This is a genomic window from Nonomuraea sp. CX421, from assembly GCF_059358955.1.
In genome coordinates this window covers 229,087-246,543 of sequence record NZ_JCADBK010000003.1, presented here as the reverse complement: position 1 = coordinate 246,543, position 17,457 = coordinate 229,087, and the positions used below count along the sequence as shown (strand labels likewise).

The following is a 17,457-nucleotide window of genomic DNA, read 5'->3' as shown; positions in this document are numbered from 1 at the left end:
TGCCGACTACGACGGATTCTGGTAGCTCCAGGATTAAGTCGTCAGGGGATGCATCCGAGGGAGCGGTTGATGATCGTGGTCGGCCGGTGGATCGCACTTCCGGTCGCCGCGTGAGCGCCTCGGGCGGTCGCGCGGCCCGAGGCTCTCGATGGAGGGACGCGTCGTGACGGTGGTTGGCAGAGTTGTGGCCGCGGCAGTGGTCGTGGCAGGAGCCACCGTGTTCGGTGGATCCGCTCAGGCGGCCGTGGTGACGGGACACGCCGGAGCCGCCGGGCAGATCACGTCGCCGGCCGACGGGCAGGTGGTGTCGAGCGGATCCGTGCTGGTCTCCGCACGCACCGGCGTGATCCAGCTGAAAATGGGCCTGTACGTCGAGGGGACCTCCACGGGCCGGCAGCAGGTCGCGAGCGGTGGGGCGAACCAGACGATCTCCGGGACCTTCGACGCGGACAGTGCTCCCAACGGCACCTTCTCCGTGATCCTCAAGGGAGAGATCACCGGCAGGACCTACGCGACGAGCACCTTCAAGTTGAGGAGACCGGCGGCGGCACCGAGTAACGTCGACGCCGCCCTCCAGGGCACCAAGAAGATCCAGGTGACCTGGACCAAGGGCACAGAGCCGGACCTGCAGTCCTACGAGGTGTCCACCAGCCAGTCCGGTGTGGTCGGCAGAATGCCCGCCGACAGCGCGTGCTCGGGTTCCTCGTGCAGGGCGGTGCTGGCTGTGCCTGCCAAGGCTGCGGGGCGCCGGGTGGGGTTCACGGTCAAGGCGTTCAGGAGTGACGGTGACGGCGGAGTGGTGGGCTCGGGGAGTTCGGGTGTCGCGTATGTGATGGTTCCGGCCTCGAAGGTCGTGCAGCCGGTGAAGAGTGCGAAGCCCAAGAGTGAGGACACCACGCGGGGTTCTGAGGCGTTGCCGACGTTGCCGGCCAAGAAGCAGGAGAAGGTCGTTGCCACGCCGACGCGTAAGCAGACGGCGCCGGCCAGTGATGACAAGCTGCCTGCGATGCCGGATACCGACCGGCAGGGCAATCTTCCGATCCCGACTGCCGAGACCGACCCGGGCAGCAGTGACAGCCTCACTCCCGAAGGCGTGAAACCCGGCACCGAGGCGGTGCCGATCGCCACCCACGTGACGGCCCAGTCAGCGGAGTCGCCACTCGGGGCCCTGGGACAGTACGGCCTCTACATCGCGGGCGGCATCGTTCTTTTATTGGCCGCCGCCCACATCGGAGCATGGGCCCGCCGCCGTGCCCTGGCCGCCGAGACGGGCGCCGGTCCCCCCATCGTCGCCGACGCGCCGTCCGGTGACGGACCTGCTCGGATGAGGGGCGACAGTATCCGGCCTACCGCGACGACTGCACGCCGTCCCGCCGTCGTCCTGGCGATTGCCAAGTCCTCTGATCCGCTGGCGCCCCGCGCAGTCCACACCGAAGATCGCTGGGACGACTACCTCCCTCCGTCGCCCAGGTCGATGGAGGACAGCGGGTTCTGGGAACGTCCCACCGGTAAGGCGATCGAATTATGGGACGCCGATCGAGGAGGACAACCCCTGCGCGGTTACCGAGGCGGCGAAAGCTGAACGATCTGGGGCCGCAGACAACCGAGGTGACTGAGTTCGCGGCAAGGTCCGCGGTAGACCTGGACGAGTAAGCCTGCGGCGGGCAGGTAGCCGTTTGGCCGTGGCGAGTGCACAACGGTGGAGATACGAGTCACGGAGGGAGGGTGGACACATGTCCGTCGGAAGTGGGGATCGGGGCTCCGCGACGCTATGGGGATGGCATTCGGGGCTGGTGATGGCGGTCGCCACGGGCGTGGCCACGGCGGGTTCCGTCTCGTCGCCCGCCATCGAGTGAACGGCGCGGCCGATCTCGGTGCGCAGGCCGCCGCGAGGTCCGGCGATCGTCGATCCCGGGAGCCTGCGGCCTAGCGGTGCAGCCGAGGCTGATCGTGGCCAGCGGCGGGTGCAGCGGCTTGCCCGTGGGCACGCCGTGCAGCAGGTCCCGCGCTGGCCGAATGCAGGATCGCCGATGGGTCGTCGATTCATACACCACGTCCGTGGACGTGACCCTGGACCTCACCGGTGATCACATTGCCGGTGCTCGGAGCGCGCGTTGTGACCGGAAGGGCGTGCAGGTCCAGGAGACATCGGCTCCAGCGCGCAGAAGGCGGCATCAGAGGGACGAAGGCGGTTGAATCGGCTGTCCCAGGGCGGAGACAGCGCGGCGCGAGGGTAGTGCGCCGGCAGCCGGGGGGTCATCGTGCCGAGGCGGAGCGGGTATCGGCTCACTTCGGGCCGTGGGGAGACGTTGGTTCAAGGTCGATCCACTCGTGTGACTAGGCACCTTGATCGTTCGATTGAAAAGTGATTCCATCTGGGGCTAAACGTGATTTTGGTCAGGCAAGTGGCTTGTGGGGTACATGGTGTTGGATCGCGATCAAATCACTGGTCCTTGGACATGAGGTCCAAGAGCTGGGTATCTCACATAAAGTTCCGCTCCTCTTCGGGCCCGTGTCGATCGGCACCGCATTCCGGGAAATCCGGAACCGAGTCGTCAAGGTGCGTCCGAGAGACGCTTGCTGATCGTGTTCTGTCGGCAGACTGCACTTCCGGCCGTCGCCTGAGCGTGCCAGGGCGGTCAGGTGGCGCGAGGCTCTCGTTGGAGGGACGCGTCGTGGCGGTGGTTGGCAGAGTTGTGGTTGCGGCGATCGTCGTGGCCGGGGTCATCGTGGTTGGCGGATCCGCGCAGGCTGTCGTGGTGGCGGATCGGACGAGCGCTGTCGGCCAGATCACGTCGCCCCCTGAAGGCCAGGTCGTCTCGAGCGCCTCCGTGCTGGTTTCCGCGCGGACCGATGCGCTTCAGTTCAAAATGGCCCTGTACGTGGAGGGTCCCTCCACCAGTCGGTTGATCGCCCGTGGCGACAACAACCAGACGCTCTCCGGGACCTTCGACGCGGGCAGGTCTCCCAACGGGACCTACACGGTGGCTCTCAAGGGAGAGATGGCCGGCAGGGTCCACACGACGAGTACGTTCAGGTTGAGGAGGCCGGCGGCGTCGCCGAGCAATGTGAAGGCGGTGCTCCAGGGTGCGAAGAGGATTCAGGTGACCTGGAGCAAGGGCGTTGAGCCGGATCTCCAGTCGTATGTGATTTCCGCCACTCAGTCCGGTATGGCTGACAGGGTGGCGGCCGGCAGCGCGTGCTCGGGTTCCTCGTGCAGGGCGGTGCTGGCTGTGCCTGCCAAGGCTGCGGGGCGCCGGGTGGGGTTCACGGTCAAGGCGTTCAGGAGTGACGGTGACGGCGGAGTGGTGGGCTCGGGGAGTTCGGGTGTCGCGTATGTGATGGTTCCGGCCTCGAAGGTCGTGCAGCCGGTGAAGAGTGCGAAGCCCAAGAGTGAGGACACCACGCGGGGTTCTGAGGCGTTGCCGACGTTGCCGGCCAAGAAGCAGGAGAAGGTCGTTGCCACGCCGACGCGTAAGCAGACGGCGCCGGCCAGTGATGACAAGCTGCCTGCGATGCCGGATACCGACCGGCAGGGCAATCTTCCGATCCCGACTGCCGAGACCGACCCGGGCAGCAGTGACAGCCTCACTCCCGAAGGCGTGAAACCCGGCACCGAGGCGGTGCCGATCGCCACCCACGTGACGGCCCAGTCAGCGGAGTCGCCACTCGGGGCCCTGGGACAGTACGGCCTCTACATCGCGGGCGGCATGGTCCTCATGTTGCTCGCCGGGTTCGTGGGAGCGTGGACTCGCCGTCCCCCCGTGGCCGCTGAGGCTGCAGCCACGCCGCTGTCGGGCGGCGCACCCGGCCAGACCAACCCGGGCGGCATGCCTTTCACCACGATGGCCTCTCGCCGCCCCGCGATCGTCCTGGCCGTCGCCAAGACCCATTCAGAGATCCAAGAGCCCCGGCCGAAGGCTACCGAGCAGGTCGACACCGCTCAGAGATCCCTTGCCGCGCAGGGGTCCGAACGTGCCGCGAGTGCCGTTCACGAACTGCCGGCGGTGCAGGGTCCTGAGCGCGCTTCCGGAGGGCAGTGGGAGCTTCCCGTCATGTGGGGTCCCGAGCGAACCCAGGCGCCCGAGAAGTCCGGCGGCGAAATGCCGGTGGCTCTCCCGTTTTACAAGAGTGCTGACGACAAGCCCACCGGGGCGCAAGAGACGGCCAGACAGGAACCGGTATGGCTGACCCTGCCCAGTTCGGCGGTCACCGACGTGTCCGACTCGCTGCCCTCCGGCAGCCAGCCCGGCGTACGTATCGATGATCGATGGAATGACTACCTTCCTTCGGTGCCCAGGTCCATGGAGGACAACGAATACTGGAACCGCTTCAAGCCGGGGGCCGACTTCTGGGCCCCTGACGACGAGGACGACTCTTACGTGGGCCGTCGCCGCCACGACGACGACACCTGAACCCGTCCGCCTTCCCACAGGCCACCGGCGTCTGGCTGTTGCGCAGATCGTCACCGGCTGCGTCCGGTCAACTCTGAGGCGGTGTCAGGAGCCGAGGAGCGTGTTCAGGAGGTGGACGGCGCCGCGTTTGTGTAGTGGATCGTTGCCATTGCCGCATTTGGGCGACTGGATGCAGGAGGGGCAGCCGTGTTGGCACTCGCAGGAAGTAATGGCCTCGCGGGTAGCCGTCAGCCAGTCGCTCGCGCGGGCGTAGCCGCGTTCGGCGAATCCGGCGCCACCCTCGTGCCCGTCGTACACGAACACCGTGAGCAGGCCCGTGTCGGCATGGAGCTCGGTGGAGACGCCGCCGATGTCCCACCGGTCGCAGGTCGCGAAGAGCGGGAGCAGGCCGATGGCGGCGTGTTCGGCGGCGTGGGCGGCTCCTCCGAGATCGAAGCCCTCACCGGCCAGGGCGGCGACCACCGACGTGGGAAGGGTCCACCAGACCGCGCGGGTACGGAGGGTTCGGGGCGGCAGGTCCAGTGGCTCGTCGCCGAGCAGCTCGCCTGACTGGATGCGGCGCCTGAGGTAGGAGACCACCTGCCTGGTGACCTCCACCTCGCCGAAGTGGAGGCGGCCCGGGCCCAGTTCCTGGGAACGCAGGGAGGCCAGGATGGTGATTTCCGTGACGTCACGAGCGAAGGTCGTGTAGTCGGGCTCGGCGCCGCTCACCAGGGCCACGCCGGCCTCGAGGTCGAGCAGTTCTACCAGGAACGATTCGCCCTGATGCAGGTAGACCGCACCGGTGTGGACGGTGGTGTGTGCGGAAGATTCGTCCACGCTGCCGAGTAGGCGGCCGGTGGAGGACTCGACGACCTGGATGGGTGCGCCGCCGCCGCCGCGGATGTCGGCGAGATCCGTGGCACGCTCACGTCTGGTCCAGAACCAGCCTGCGGACCGCTGCCGGAGGAGACCCTGAGAGACCAGGTCGCCGAGGACCTTCGGCGTGGTGGGGCCAAAGGTCGGCAGGTCGTCCTCGGCCAGCGGGATCTCCGCCGCGGCGGCGCAGAGATGGGGGCCGAGAACGTACGGGTTGTCGGGGTCGAGCACGATCGCCTCGACGGGCTGGCCGAACAGGGCGTCGGGGTGGTGCACGAGGTAGGTGTCGAGGGGGTCGTCCCTGGCGATGAGCACGGCCAGCGCGTCCTGACCGTCGCGGCCCGCGCGACCTACCTGCTGCCAGAGGGAGGCGCGGGTGCCCGGCCAGCCGGCGATGAGCACGGCGTCGAGCCCGGAGACGTCGACGCCGAGTTCGAGGGCGTTCGTGCTGGCCAGACCCATGAGCGAGCCGGAGCGCAGCGCCTTCTCGAGCAGCCTGCGATCTTCGGCCAGATAGCCGGCGCGATAGGCGGCGATCTTGTTCGGCAGGTCCGACCAGTCGGACTCCTCGACCCTCAGGGTTTCGGCCGCAGGGTGCGGCCTCAGAGTTTCGGCCGAGGGGTGCGACTCTGAGGGCTCGGCCGAGGGGGGCGGCTCCGGGGGTTCGGCCGTGGCGTGCGGCCTGGCGGCCGGGGTGCCTGAGAGGGAGAAGGCGACATCGGCGAGTTTGGCGCGGGCCGACAGGGCGACGGTCTCCGCGCCGCGGCGGGACCGTACGAAGGCGAGGGTGCGGACGTCCGCCAGGACGAGGTCGGCGAGGAGGTCGGCCGCCTCGGCTGTGGCGGTGCGTCGCACCGGAGCCCCTCCCTCGCCCCGTAGCTCCGTCAGGGGCGGCTCCCACAGCGCGACGGTTGTCGAACCCTTCGGCGAGGCGTCCACGGTCACCTCGGCCATCTCAAGCCCCGTCAGCCGCATCGCGAACGCCCCCGGCTCGCTGGCCGTCGCCGAGGCGAGCATGAAGACGGGCCGTGAGCCGTACCGCGAGCAGATCCGGCGCAGGCGCCGCAGGATCTGGGCCACGTGCGAGCCGAACACCCCGCGATAGCCGTGACACTCGTCCACCACGACCATGCGCAGGCGGCGGAAGAAGGTCGACCACTGGGCGTGCCGGGGCAGGATGCCGCGGTGGAGCATGTCCGGATTTGTCAGGACGTAGTTGCCGTGCTGGCGGACCCAGGACCGCTCCTCGAACGGGGTGTCACCGTCGAAGCAGGCGGCCCGTAGCTGGGTCATGCGCAGCTCGCGGAGGGTGCGGAGTTGGTCGGCGGCCAGGGCCTTGGTCGGCGTCAGGTAGAGGACGGTGCCGCCGTCAAGGCAGGAGGCGACCGCCGGGGTGAGGTATGCCAGGGACTTCCCGGAGGCGGTGCCTGTGGAAATAATCACGTTTCGGCCACGATGGGCCAGGTCGGCAGCCTCGTACTGGTGAGGCCACAATCCTGTGACGCCTTGGTTCGCCAAGCGCGTAACCAGAAGTTCGGGGGCCCATTTCGGCCATCTCGCTTGACCGGCCTGACGTGCTGGAACATGCTCCACATGCGTGACACGCTCGTGACGTGCGGGAACGCCGAGCAGGTGCTGGAGGAGTGGACCTGGCCGGTGTGGGGAGGAAGCGGAGGAAGTCACTGTTTCCAGTTTGCATCTGTGGGCAAAGTCGCCGGGAATCGTGATTTCGTATAGACACAAGCGAGACGCATGGTTGAATGCCGCGCGTCGGGGTCGGACAGTCTGGAGCACCCTCCAGACTGCCAGGCCCGCAAGGGTACTTTCGCAGGCGAGGCGCTGGAGGATCTGTGGATCTGAAGTTGGATCACCGCACCGAAGACCGACTCACCATTGTGGAGGTCGAAGGTGAGATCGATGTCTACACGGCGCCGAGATTGCGTGAGCTCCTCATCGACCTGGTGAACAAGGGCAACTTCCACCTGCTCGTCAACATGGAGAAGGTGGACTTCCTCGACTCGACCGGGCTTGGTGTCCTGGTCGGAGGGCTCAAGCGAGTTCGCGCGCACGACGGCTCCCTGGAGCTGGTCTGCACACAGGAGCGCATTCTGAAGATCTTCCGGATCACCGGTCTGACCAAGGTCTTCGGGATCTACGCTTCGGTCGACGAAGCCAAGGAAGCTCACGGCAAAGACAAGTAGTCATGGCTACCGTCGAGCTGACGTTCAGCGCGCTTCCCGCGCATGTCCGCACCGCCCGGTTGGTGGCGACGGCGATCGCCCGCCGCACCGGCGTGGAGGAGTCGTTGCTGGACGAGGTCAGGCTCGCCGTGGGTGAAGCTTGCTCCCGGGCGGTGGAGGCGCATCGCGCTCACTGCCCGGGCGAGCCCATCCGCATCGAGCTGCGCGACGACTCGGGGCGGTTCGAGGTGACCGTGAGCGACCAGGCCCCCAGTGACGAGCAGCAGCACGAACAGACCTACGAGCTGGGTATGCTCGCCGACCCGTTCATGTCCAGCTTCGGCATCGCCGTGATCGCGGGCCTGGCCGACGACGTCGAGGTCTTTCCCAGCCCCAAGGGCATGCGCATTCGCATGAGCTGGCCCGCCGCGCACAACGGTCACCCGCCGATCTGACGGGGTCCGTTCACCGCGAACGGCCGATGCTGTGAGGAGACTTGTCAAGTCCCCAGGGAGTCACCTGGGGACTTGTCGTTTTCCGCCACGGCCGCGACCGGCCTGAGAGTACGGAGGCGCGGGACCGGTCTCATGTCCGCGCACGGGTCGTCCGGGTTCGCGTGTCTCCTTCTGTCGTGCGGACCGCTCTGACGTGGCGCGCTGAGCGCTCTCGCGTGCTGTGCGGTCGGCCGGACTCGTTCTGGTCCGGGCCCGTACGACGCGTCCCGTGCCGACGGCCGCAAGCGGGCGTCGGCCGGGCGGTGGCCGTGTGCGGCCGTGCGCGGCCGACGGCAGGGCGGTGGCCGACAGGTCCGGTGTGTCGTTCGTGGTGAGGCCGGTCGGTCACCAGGTGTGGCCGGGGTGCCCGCCGACAGGCCCGGCGCGGTGGCGGCTGAGGCCCGCATCCGTCCTTCGGACAGGTTTAGGGCGTGTCGTAAGGGCAGCTAGTCATGGCCGTAAACCACCGGAAATATGCCTTGTCAGATCCCAAATCGGGCCGCTGTCAGCGGATTACTGGACTCGCGCATAATTGGCCGCCCGCAGAGCCTTCATATCGGCGCAGACGCTGCGTAGACTCCCGGCACCGGCCAAGGTGATCCGGCGAAACTGCGGACTCAACCGGAAGCGGCACCCACAACCCGGATGGTGCCGCACCGCCCGCCGATATTCGCAGCACCGCCCGGGCAGGACGACCGGTCTTGCCGAGGAGAACGATGTCTAGGCACATGCTGGCCGCGGAGCCAGCGTCCAATCTGGCCCTCAGCGGTAACAATCTCACCATCGTGATCGTGGTCGCCGCGGTCGCACTGATCGCCCTAGCCGTCGCCGGCGGCCTGGTGCGCGAAGTGCTGTCCGCGGACCAGGGTACCGAACGCATGCAGAACATAGCCCGTGCCGTGCAGGAAGGCGCCGCGGCGTACCTGACACGGCAGTTCCGCACGTTGGCGATCTTCGTCATCGTGATCCCGTTCCTGCTGCTTCTGCTACCGGGCGAAACCGACGTACGGATCGGTCGCTCGATCTTCTTCGTGGTCGGCGCGGTCTTCTCCGCGCTGACCGGTTTCATGGGCATGTGGCTGGCCGTACGCGGAAACGTCCGTGTGGCCGCCGCGGCGCGCGAGTCCGGCGAGAAGCGCGCCATGCGCATCGCCTTCCGCACCGGCGGCGTCGCCGGCATGTTCACCGTGGGCCTCGGCCTGCTCGGCGCGGCGGTCGTCGTCTTCGTCTACCAGGGTGACGCGCCGGGCGTGCTCGAAGGCTTCGGCTTCGGCGCGGCGCTGCTCGCGATGTTCATGCGAGTCGGCGGTGGCATCTTCACCAAGGCCGCCGACGTCGGCGCCGACCTGGTCGGCAAGGTCGAGCAGGGCATCCCGGAGGACGACCCGCGCAACGCGGCGACCATCGCCGACAACGTGGGCGACAACGTGGGCGACTGCGCCGGCATGGCCGCGGACCTGTTCGAGTCCTACGCGGTCATGCTGGTCGCCAGCCTCATCCTGGGCAAGGTCGCCTTCGGCGAGCAGGGACTGATCTTCCCGCTCATCGTGCCCATGATCGGTGTGGTCACCGCGATCATCGGCATTTTCCTCACGGGGATGCGCGACCGCGACCGCAGCGGCATGGCGGCCATCAACAGGAGCTTCTTCCTCTCGGCCGGCATCTCGGCCGTCCTGGTCGCGGCGGCGGCGTTCTGGTATCTGCCGAGCAGCTTCAGCGGCCTGACCGGCTCGGCCGTGCAGTCCGACTCCGACCCGCGGCTCATCGCCATCGGCGCGGTGCTCATCGGCCTGGTCCTGGCCAGTGCCATCCAGCTGCTGACCGGCTACTTCACCGAGACCACCAGGCGTCCCGTCCGCGAGATCGGCGAGAGCTCGCGCACCGGCCCCGCGACCGTCATCCTGGCCGGCATCAGCGTCGGCCTGGAGTCGGCGGTCTACTCGGCACTGATCATCGCCGGTGCGGTCTACGGCGCGTTCCTGCTCGGCTTCGGCAACGTCACGGTCGCGCTGTTCGCGGTGGCCCTGGCCGGCACCGGCCTGCTCACCACGGTCGGCGTCATCGTGTCGATGGACACCTTCGGCCCCGTCTCCGACAACGCGCAGGGCATCGCGGAGATGTCCGGCGACGTCGAGGGCGAGGGCGCGCAGGTGCTGACCAGCCTCGACGCCGTGGGCAACACCACGAAGGCCATCACCAAGGGCATCGCCATCGCCACGGCCGTCCTCGCGGCGACCGCGCTGTTCGGCGCGTTCCGGACGGCGGTGGAGAGCGAGCTCGCCGTGGCCAGCCAGGCGGCCAAGGACGCTCTCGGCTCGTTCAGCAGCTTCAGCCTCAGCATCGACCAGCCCAACGTGCTGGTCGGCCTGGTGATCGGCGCGGCAGTGGTGTTCCTCTTCTCCGGCCTGGCGATCAGCGCGGTCGGACGGGCCGCGATGCGGGTGGTCTTCGAGGTACGCGACCAGTTCCGCAAGAACCCCGGCATCATGGACGGCACGGTCAAGCCCGAGTACGGCCGCGTCGTCGACATCTGCACCCGTGACTCGCTGCGCGAGCTGGCCACGCCCGGCCTGCTGGCGGTCATGACGCCGATCGCGGTGGGCTTCGCCCTCGGCTACGCCCCGCTGGGCGCGTTCCTGGCCGGGGCGATCGCCTGTGGCACGCTGATGGCGGTGTTCCTGTCCAACTCCGGTGGCGCCTGGGACAACGCCAAGAAGCTGGTCGAGGACGGTCACCACGGCGGCAAGGGCTCCGAGGCCCACGCCGCGACCGTCATCGGCGACACGGTCGGCGACCCGTTCAAGGACACCGCCGGCCCGGCCATCAACCCGCTGATCAAGGTGATGAACCTGGTCGCCCTCCTGGTGGCGCCCGCCGTGGTGCTCTACGCGGGCAACCCGGCACTCCGCATCGGCATCACGGTGCTGGCGGTGGGCGTGGTCGTCGGGGCCATCATCATCTCCAAGCGCCGCTCGGTGACGAACGAGCCGTCCAACGACCAGGACCGCGAGCACGCGCCCGTCGCGTCGTAGTTCCTGCCGCACACCGGACGCCCGCCCTCCCCGTACGGGAAGGGCGGGCGTTCCGCGTCTCCACCGGTCGGCTTGGTGTCTCCACGGCCGGTTTCAGGTCTGTACGGGTCTGTACGGGCCGGTCGCGTGTCAGCGTGGCCCGTTGGCGGCTCCGCGGCCGGGCGGTGGGAAACTGTGCGGATGGCAGACAAGCGGACCAACGGCGGCAAGTCGCTCGCCATCATCCTGGTGGCGATGCTGGTCATCCTGGCGGCCATCGTCGCCCTGGCCATGTGGGCCTCGAGGGGAGCGTGACCTGGTGCGCACACTGATCGTCCTCCGGCACGCCAAGGCCGCTCATGTGGTGGGTGTCGCCGACCGGGATCGGCCGCTGACCGGCCAGGGCGAGCAGGACGCCGAGCGGGCGGGGGAGCGGATCAGGGAGATGGGGCTGGCGCCCGATCTGGTGCTGTGCTCGCCGGCCCTGCGCACCCGGCGCACCGCCGAGCTGGCCTTCCCCGGTCTTGAGCCGAGCTACGAGCGGGAGATCTACGAGGCGTACCCTGACGAGTTGCTGGAGCTGCTCAGGCGGACCGACGCCGACGCCGGGACCGTGGTGCTGTGCGGCCACAATCCCGGCGTGCACGAGCTGGCCGTCGTGCTGGCGGGGGGCGACTACGTGTTCCGGCCGGGGGCGTTCGCCGTGATCCGCACCGGCTCCGCGTGGACGGATCTGGGGCCGGGCGAAGGAGATCTGGTCATGAGGTGGGACCCCAAGGAGGACTGACCCGGCTCACCGGCTGAGCACGCCGTCCTCGGCGTCGGCGGCCTCGACCTCGTCGCGCGAGATGCCGAGCAGGTAGAGGATCGAGTCGAGGTAGGGCGTGTTGACGGCGGTGTCGGCGGCCTGACGGACGACCGGCTTGGCGTTGAAGGCGATGCCGAGCCCGGCGGCGGCGATCATGTCGAGGTCGTTGGCCCCGTCGCCGATGGCCACGGTCTGGCTGATGGGCAGCCGCGCCTCGCTGGCGAACCGCTCCAGCGCGCGGGCCTTGCCCGGCCGGTCGACGATGTCGCCGACGACCTTGCCGGTGAGCCTGCCGTCGACGACTTCGAGCACGTTGGCCGCGGAGTAGTCGATGCCCAGGTCCTCGACCAGGGCGTCGGTGATCTGGGTGAAGCCGCCGCTGACGATGGCGAAGCGATAGTCGAGGCGCTTGAGGGTGCGCACCAGCGTGCGGGCGCCGGGCGTGAGCACGACCTCCTGGCGTACCCGTTCGAAAATCTCCGCCGGCAACCCTTCGAGCAGCGCGACCCGTCGTCGCAGCGACTCGGCGAAGTCGAGCTCGCCCCGCATGGCCTCCCCGGTGACTCGTACGACCTCCTCCAGGCAGCCGGCGTGCGCCGCGAGCAGCTCGATGACCTCGCCCTGGATCAGGGTCGAGTCGACGTCCATGACGATGAGCCGTTTGGCCCGCCGGGACAGGCCGGTGCGCTGCACGGCCACGTCCACCTGCTGGGCGGCCGCCTCGGCGGCCAGCTCGACGCGGAGGGCGGCGGGGTCGGCGCCGGAGACGGACAGCTCGATGCAGGTGACGGGCCACTGGGCGAGCCGCTCGATGCGGTCGATGTTGGCGCCCGCGGCGGCGATGCGTCCGGCGATGCCGGCGATGGCCGCGGGCTGCAGCGTCGCGCCGAGCACGCTGACGGACAGGCGGCCACGCCGGCGCTGCTCCTTGGTCTGCGAGCCGGTGGCCAGCTCGACCTCCATGCCGAGGTCCTCGGCGACTCTCTCGACAGCGGTCCACATGGCGCCGAGGGTGCTGCCGGTGCCGGTGGAGGGGCCGCCCGCGTAGGCCACGAGCACGCCGAGCGTGAGCCTGCCCCGGATGACGACCTGCTCGATGTCGGCCACGGTCACCGGGAAGCCGGACAGCACCGAGAAGAGCCGTGAGGTGACGCCGGGTCGGTCGGGGCCCGTCAGAGTGATCAGGAGGGTGCGCTGGTCCACATCAGGTCACGGTACTGCGCCCAGCCCGGTGCTCGGGTCACAGGGTGGCCACTGGGCGTCGAGCGAAGGCGGCCGCCGGCTGTCGCGCCGGGTGTGGACTGGGCGTCGAGCGTGCGCGGATCAGGCGGCGAGCAGGAGGTGGGCGTCGCCGAACTCGTGCCACAGATAGCCCTCGCGCAGCGCCTCCTCGTAGGCGCGGGCGAGCGGGCCGGGGCCGGCGAGCGCGGTCAGCATCATCAGGTGGCTGGAACGCGGCTCGTGCAGCCCGGTGATGAGCCCGGTCACGGTCCTGACCCCGGTCGCTGGGGTGACGACGCGATTGGTCCAGCCGGCGGAGGCGGTGACGCGGCCGTCCTCGCCGGTGGCCGTCTCCAGGGCGCGGACCACGGAGGTGCCGGCGGCCACCACCCGGCCGCCGTTCCTCCTGGTCAGGTTGACCAGGCCGGCGGTCGGGGCGGGCACCGCGTACCTCTCGGCATAGGGAGGCTCGTCCTTCTCGGGTGAGGCGACGCCGGTGTGCAGGGTGATCGGCGCGATCTGGATGCCGCGCGCCACCAGCGCCGTGACCAGGGCGGTGCTGAACGGCCGGCCCGCGCTCGGCATCTCGGCGCTGCCGGGCACGGTGGCGAACACGGTCTGGTAGGCGTCGATCGGCCAGTCCCGTTCGACGTAGGAGTAGCGGATCGGCACTCCGTGGGCGTCGAGGTAGGCGGGTACGTCCCGGTCGAGGACGGCCCGCCACAGCCGGGGCGTCTCGCGCCCGATCAGCCGCAGCGTGGCCTGTCCCGGCATGGGCAGCCATTCGCCCGGCTCGCCCCCGCCGTACGGCTCGGTGGCCCTGGGCGTACGGCGGCGCAGCTCGACGAGCCAGGTGCCGTCCTCCCGCGCGGTGGAGAAGTGCACCGCGAGCCGGTCGAGCCGGACGGCGGCGGGCAGCGTCGCCGAGTTGTTGACCACGACGAGGTCCCCGGGATCGAGCAGGCCGGGCAGGTCGGTGAAGCGGTGGTGCTCCGGAGCCTGACGACCGCGCGAGACCAGCAGCCGGACCGCGTCGCGCGCCATCCCCCGGGCCTCGGGCGGCGCGTGCGCGGAGAGCGCGGGCGGCAGAGCGAACTCGGGCGGCGGGGCGGAGTCGGGCGGCGGGGCCAGGACGGGCGGCCGGGCGGAGTTGGGTGTCGCGCTCATTGCAGGCTCACCCTGCCGCTTGCGGGACGGGAGGCGACGAGGTCGCGCAGGGAGGCGGCGACCTTGGCGGGGTCGGTGGCCCCGGCCGCCTCCTCGACGCCGACGGCGTCGGCCAGCATCCGGGTGTTCATCTCGCCGGGATCGACCCACCAGACGGCCAGGTCGGGCTCCTCGGCGGCCAGGACGTTCGACAGCTGCTCCAGGGCGGCCTTGGTGGCCCCGTAGCCGCCCCAGCCCGCGTAGGCGCCGGTGGCGGCGTCGGAGGTGATGTTCACGACGGCGCCGCGCCGGTCGCGCAGGGCGGGCAGCGTGGCCTGGATCAGCGCGAGGGGCGCGGTCACGTTCGTGTCCAGCAGCACCTTGAACGCTTCCAGCGGGTAGCCGGCCAGCGGCGGCAGCGGCGTCACGCCGAGGTCGCTCGCGTTGTTGACCAGCAGGTCGAGTTCGGGCGCGGCCAGGGAGAGCCGCTCGACGTGCGCGGGATCGGTCACGTCACCGGGCAGGGCCACGGCGTCCAGTTCGGCGGCCACCTGTCGCAGTTCGGCGGCGCCGCGGGCGGTGAGGACGAGGCTCCATCCGGCCTCCGCCAGGGACCTGGCGAGCGCCAGGCCGAGGCCGCGGGAGGCGCCGGTGATGAGTGCGGTGTTCGTCATGCTCTGACGGTAGGAACGCGGCGCCGGCCGGACATCGGGCGCAGGGCCCGGCCGGGCCTGGGCACTTCGTCCTAGGACCATAGAGTGGGCTCGTGACGGGCGACAGAGACGAGATCCTGCAGGCGGTGAGCAGGGCTGTGCTCGCGGTCACCCGCCACCTGTCGGTGCGCGAGGTGTTGCAGGTGATCGTCCGCTCGGCGCAGCGGCTGCTCGACGCCCGTTACGCGGCGCTCGGCGTGCCCGACGACGATGGGTCGTTCGCGGAGTTCGTCGCCGAGGGGCTCACCGACAAGCAGTGGGACGCGATCGGGCCGCTGCCGCGCCAGCACGGCATGCTCGGCGCGATGCTCCGTGACGGGGCCCCGGTGCGGCTGCCCGACCTGCGCGAGGACGACAGGTTCGAGTGGTGGCCGAAGGCGCACCCGGTGATGAAGGACTTCCTCGGTGTGCCGATCCATGACGGCGACGAGGTGCTGGGCATCATCTTCCTTGCCAACAAGCGTGCCGAGGGCGGCTTCACGCGGGAGGACCAGGACCTGCTCACGCTCTTCGCGGCGCACGCCGCGATCGCGCTGACCAACGCGATGCTCTACGAACGCGGCCGCGAGCTGGCCATGCTCGAGGAGCGCAACCGGATGGCCCGCGAGCTGCACGACGCCGTCACCCAGAAGCTGTTCTCGCTGCGGCTCACCGCGCAGGCTGCCGCGACCATGCTGGAGCGCGATCCCGGCGCGGCGGCGGCCGAGCTCCAGCGGGTGCAGCGGCTGGCGGGCGAGGCGCTGTCCGAGCTGCGCGCGGTGATCGTGGAGCTGCGTCCGGCCGAGCTCGACCGCCACGGCCTGGCCGAGACGCTGCGCAAGCACGTCCGCCTGCTCGACCGGCTGCATCCCGTGCGGGTCAGGTTCGGCGGCGACGCGCTGCCGCCGCTCGACGCGGCGGTGGAGGTGGCCGTGCTGAGGGTGGCGCAGGAGGCGCTGCACAACGCGCTCCGGCACGCGGCCGCCGCCGAGGTGTCCGTACGGCTCGACCTGCGGGGCGGCAAGCTGGTGCTGTCCGTGGCCGACGACGGCAAGGGGTTCGAGCCCGGTGAGTCGCGCGGCCTCGGGTTGATCTCGATGGGCGAGCGGGCCGAGTCCGTGGGAGGCGTCATGGCCGTGGACACGGCGTGCGGCCGGGGGACGACGGTCCGCATGGAGGTGGGAGTGTGATCCGGGTGCTGATCGCGGACGATCATCCAGTGGTGCGCCAGGGCCTGCGCACCTTCCTCGACCTGCAGGACGACATCGCGGTCGTGGGTGAGGCGGCGGACGGGGCGCGGGCCGTCGAGCTGGTCGGCGAGCTGGCTCCCGACGTGCTGCTGCTCGATCTGCGGATGCCGGTGCTCGACGGCCTCGGCGCGCTGGAGCGGCTGGCCGGGTCGGACACCCGCGTGGTGGTGCTCACCTCGGTGAGCGATCCGTCGGACGTGGCTCCGGCGATGCGGGCGGGGGCGGCCGGCTTCCTCTACAAGGACGTCGACCCCGGCGCGCTGGTGCAGGCCGTACGCGCGGTGCACGAAGGGCAGGTGCTGCTGGCGGCCGAGGCGGCCGAGGCGGTGCTGGCCGGCGACGGCCCGACGAGGGTGCCCGGGCCGGTGCCGCTGACCGAGCGTGAGCAGGAGGTGCTGGCGCTGATCGCGGGGGGACGTTCCAACCGCGAGATCGCGAGGAGCCTGGCCGTCGCCGAGAAGACGGTCAAGACGCACGTCTCCAACGTGCTGATGAAACTCGGGGTCCAGGACCGCACCCAGGCCGCTCTCTACGCGGTGCGGCACGGGCTGGGCTGACCGGTCAGGGGTCGCGCCCGGCTGGGTGGGACGTGGCCGACGCCGGACCGGTCAGGGTTCGCGGACCGGCTCGAAGATCGCGTGGTGGGCGGCCACGATGGCCTGTCGCACGGCGTGGTCGAGGTCGCGCAGGGCGGTGCCGCGTACGGCGATCTGCCCGGAGGTGAGCCCTCTCTCGTCGGCCAGGCGCAGCACCGCGGCCAGCCGGGTGGCCAGCGCGGAGACCCGGTGGGCCCGGGCGGGGTAACCGGGCGCGAGGGTGCCGTCGGCGTGGGCGAGCCGGTCGGGGCGGCCCTGCGCGGGGCCGTCGACCGAGCCGAGGGCCTCGGTGGCCGCCCGCATCGCGGCTGCCAGCTGCTGCTCGGCCTCGGCGACCGACGGCAGGTCGGGACGTACGGGGCCCGAGTCGTGCACGGTGAGGCGGACGCCCACGTAGGAGGAGCCGCGCAGGTCGGGGGAGGGGACGAGGCCGAGGCACCGGTCGGCGAGCACGGCGATCACCGCCTGGCCCGCGTCGACGGCGGCCGAGTTGAACACCGGAGGCCCGGAGAGCCCGAGCGGGTCGCCGGGCGCGGGCAGCGCCAGCCGGAGCTCGCGCAGGCCGTCGGCCCGTAGCTCGGCGAGGTGGGCACGGAGCGGCACCTCACCCACGACGGTGGGGCCGGAGATCTTTTCGACGTGGTCGGCGGCCTCGTCGAGCCCGGCGTGGCCGGACAACCAGGCGTTGCCCCAGGCGACCAGGATGGCTGAGACAGGTGATTCAGGGCGCACCGATCCACGATATGCGCTCGCCCTGCAATAGGTTTGTCCACGAGCGTTCTCCAA

Annotated in this window: 14 protein-coding genes; 9 read left to right on the top strand and 5 right to left on the bottom strand. The window is 70.2% G+C overall.

What is annotated here, in order from left to right; genetic code table 11:
* The first annotated feature begins 319 nt into the window (after nucleotides 1-319).
* The 3 genes from AC5L3X_RS07070 to AC5L3X_RS07060 all read left to right on the top strand — a co-directional run bounded on the left by AC5L3X_RS07070 (nucleotide 320) and on the right by AC5L3X_RS07060 (nucleotide 4,415).
* The gene (locus AC5L3X_RS07070; protein ID WP_494855859.1) at nucleotides 320-1,582 is read left to right on the top strand and encodes a hypothetical protein; all 1,263 of its coding nucleotides are present in this window, start codon (nucleotides 320-322) and stop codon (nucleotides 1,580-1,582) included.
* A 151-nt stretch (nucleotides 1,583-1,733) separates the two neighbouring features.
* The gene (locus AC5L3X_RS07065) at nucleotides 1,734-1,856 is read left to right on the top strand and encodes a hypothetical protein (protein ID WP_494855857.1); all 123 of its coding nucleotides are present in this window, start codon (nucleotides 1,734-1,736) and stop codon (nucleotides 1,854-1,856) included.
* Nucleotides 1,857-2,675: 819 nt separating this feature from the next.
* Nucleotides 2,676-4,415: a hypothetical protein gene (locus AC5L3X_RS07060; RefSeq protein WP_494855855.1), complete on the top strand. Its 1,740-nt coding sequence runs from the start codon at nucleotides 2,676-2,678 to the stop codon at nucleotides 4,413-4,415.
* Between the two features lie 84 nt (nucleotides 4,416-4,499).
* Here the strand turns inward: AC5L3X_RS07060 and AC5L3X_RS07055 are convergent, their stop codons facing one another.
* A complete protein-coding gene (locus tag AC5L3X_RS07055; RefSeq protein ID WP_494856237.1) occupies nucleotides 4,500-6,905 on the bottom strand; it encodes a DEAD/DEAH box helicase in 2,406 nt (801 codons plus the stop codon).
* A 218-nt stretch (nucleotides 6,906-7,123) separates the two neighbouring features.
* On the opposite strand from AC5L3X_RS07055, the gene AC5L3X_RS07050 reads away from it, so the two are divergent.
* The 4 genes from AC5L3X_RS07050 to AC5L3X_RS07035 all read left to right on the top strand — a co-directional run bounded on the left by AC5L3X_RS07050 (nucleotide 7,124) and on the right by AC5L3X_RS07035 (nucleotide 11,745).
* Complete coding sequence (locus tag AC5L3X_RS07050) at nucleotides 7,124-7,474, top strand: STAS domain-containing protein (RefSeq protein WP_043629845.1); 351 nt, start codon at nucleotides 7,124-7,126, stop codon at nucleotides 7,472-7,474.
* A 2-nt stretch (nucleotides 7,475-7,476) separates the two neighbouring features.
* Complete coding sequence (locus AC5L3X_RS07045; protein ID WP_494855854.1) at nucleotides 7,477-7,908, top strand: ATP-binding protein; 432 nt, start codon at nucleotides 7,477-7,479, stop codon at nucleotides 7,906-7,908.
* A gap of 755 nt (nucleotides 7,909-8,663) precedes the next feature.
* Nucleotides 8,664-10,979, top strand: coding sequence for a sodium-translocating pyrophosphatase (locus tag AC5L3X_RS07040; RefSeq protein WP_494855853.1), 2,316 nt, complete (start codon nucleotides 8,664-8,666; stop codon nucleotides 10,977-10,979).
* Nucleotides 10,980-11,277: 298 nt separating this feature from the next.
* Nucleotides 11,278-11,745, top strand: coding sequence for a SixA phosphatase family protein (locus AC5L3X_RS07035; RefSeq protein WP_494855852.1), 468 nt, complete (start codon nucleotides 11,278-11,280; stop codon nucleotides 11,743-11,745).
* A gap of 6 nt (nucleotides 11,746-11,751) precedes the next feature.
* Here AC5L3X_RS07035 and serB read toward each other — a convergent pair whose 3' ends face one another.
* The 3 genes from serB to AC5L3X_RS07020 form a co-directional block, all read right to left on the bottom strand.
* Nucleotides 11,752-12,969 (bottom strand): phosphoserine phosphatase SerB, encoded by a 1,218-nt coding sequence (gene serB / locus AC5L3X_RS07030; protein ID WP_189124854.1) that lies wholly within the window; start codon nucleotides 12,967-12,969, stop codon nucleotides 11,752-11,754.
* Nucleotides 12,970-13,089: 120 nt separating this feature from the next.
* Nucleotides 13,090-14,154, bottom strand: coding sequence for an S-adenosylmethionine:tRNA ribosyltransferase-isomerase (locus tag AC5L3X_RS07025; protein WP_494855851.1), 1,065 nt, complete (start codon nucleotides 14,152-14,154; stop codon nucleotides 13,090-13,092).
* Complete coding sequence (locus AC5L3X_RS07020; RefSeq protein ID WP_494855850.1) at nucleotides 14,151-14,807, bottom strand: SDR family NAD(P)-dependent oxidoreductase; 657 nt, start codon at nucleotides 14,805-14,807, stop codon at nucleotides 14,151-14,153. The genes AC5L3X_RS07025 and AC5L3X_RS07020 overlap by 4 nt, the downstream gene beginning before the upstream one ends.
* Before the next feature lie 92 nt (nucleotides 14,808-14,899).
* Between AC5L3X_RS07020 and AC5L3X_RS07015 the strand changes: the two genes are divergently transcribed.
* Both AC5L3X_RS07015 and AC5L3X_RS07010 read left to right on the top strand, forming a co-directional pair.
* A complete protein-coding gene (locus AC5L3X_RS07015; protein WP_494855848.1) occupies nucleotides 14,900-16,015 on the top strand; it encodes a GAF domain-containing sensor histidine kinase in 1,116 nt (371 codons plus the stop codon).
* Nucleotides 16,012-16,632 (top strand): response regulator, encoded by a 621-nt coding sequence (locus AC5L3X_RS07010; protein WP_494855846.1) that lies wholly within the window; start codon nucleotides 16,012-16,014, stop codon nucleotides 16,630-16,632. The genes AC5L3X_RS07015 and AC5L3X_RS07010 overlap by 4 nt, the downstream gene beginning before the upstream one ends.
* A gap of 51 nt (nucleotides 16,633-16,683) precedes the next feature.
* On the opposite strand, the gene AC5L3X_RS07005 is transcribed toward AC5L3X_RS07010, so the two are convergent.
* Entirely contained in the window at nucleotides 16,684-17,403 is a 720-nt protein-coding gene (locus AC5L3X_RS07005) for an Rv1486c family protein (protein WP_494855844.1), read from the bottom strand.
* Between the last annotated feature and the right edge of the window lie 54 nt (nucleotides 17,404-17,457).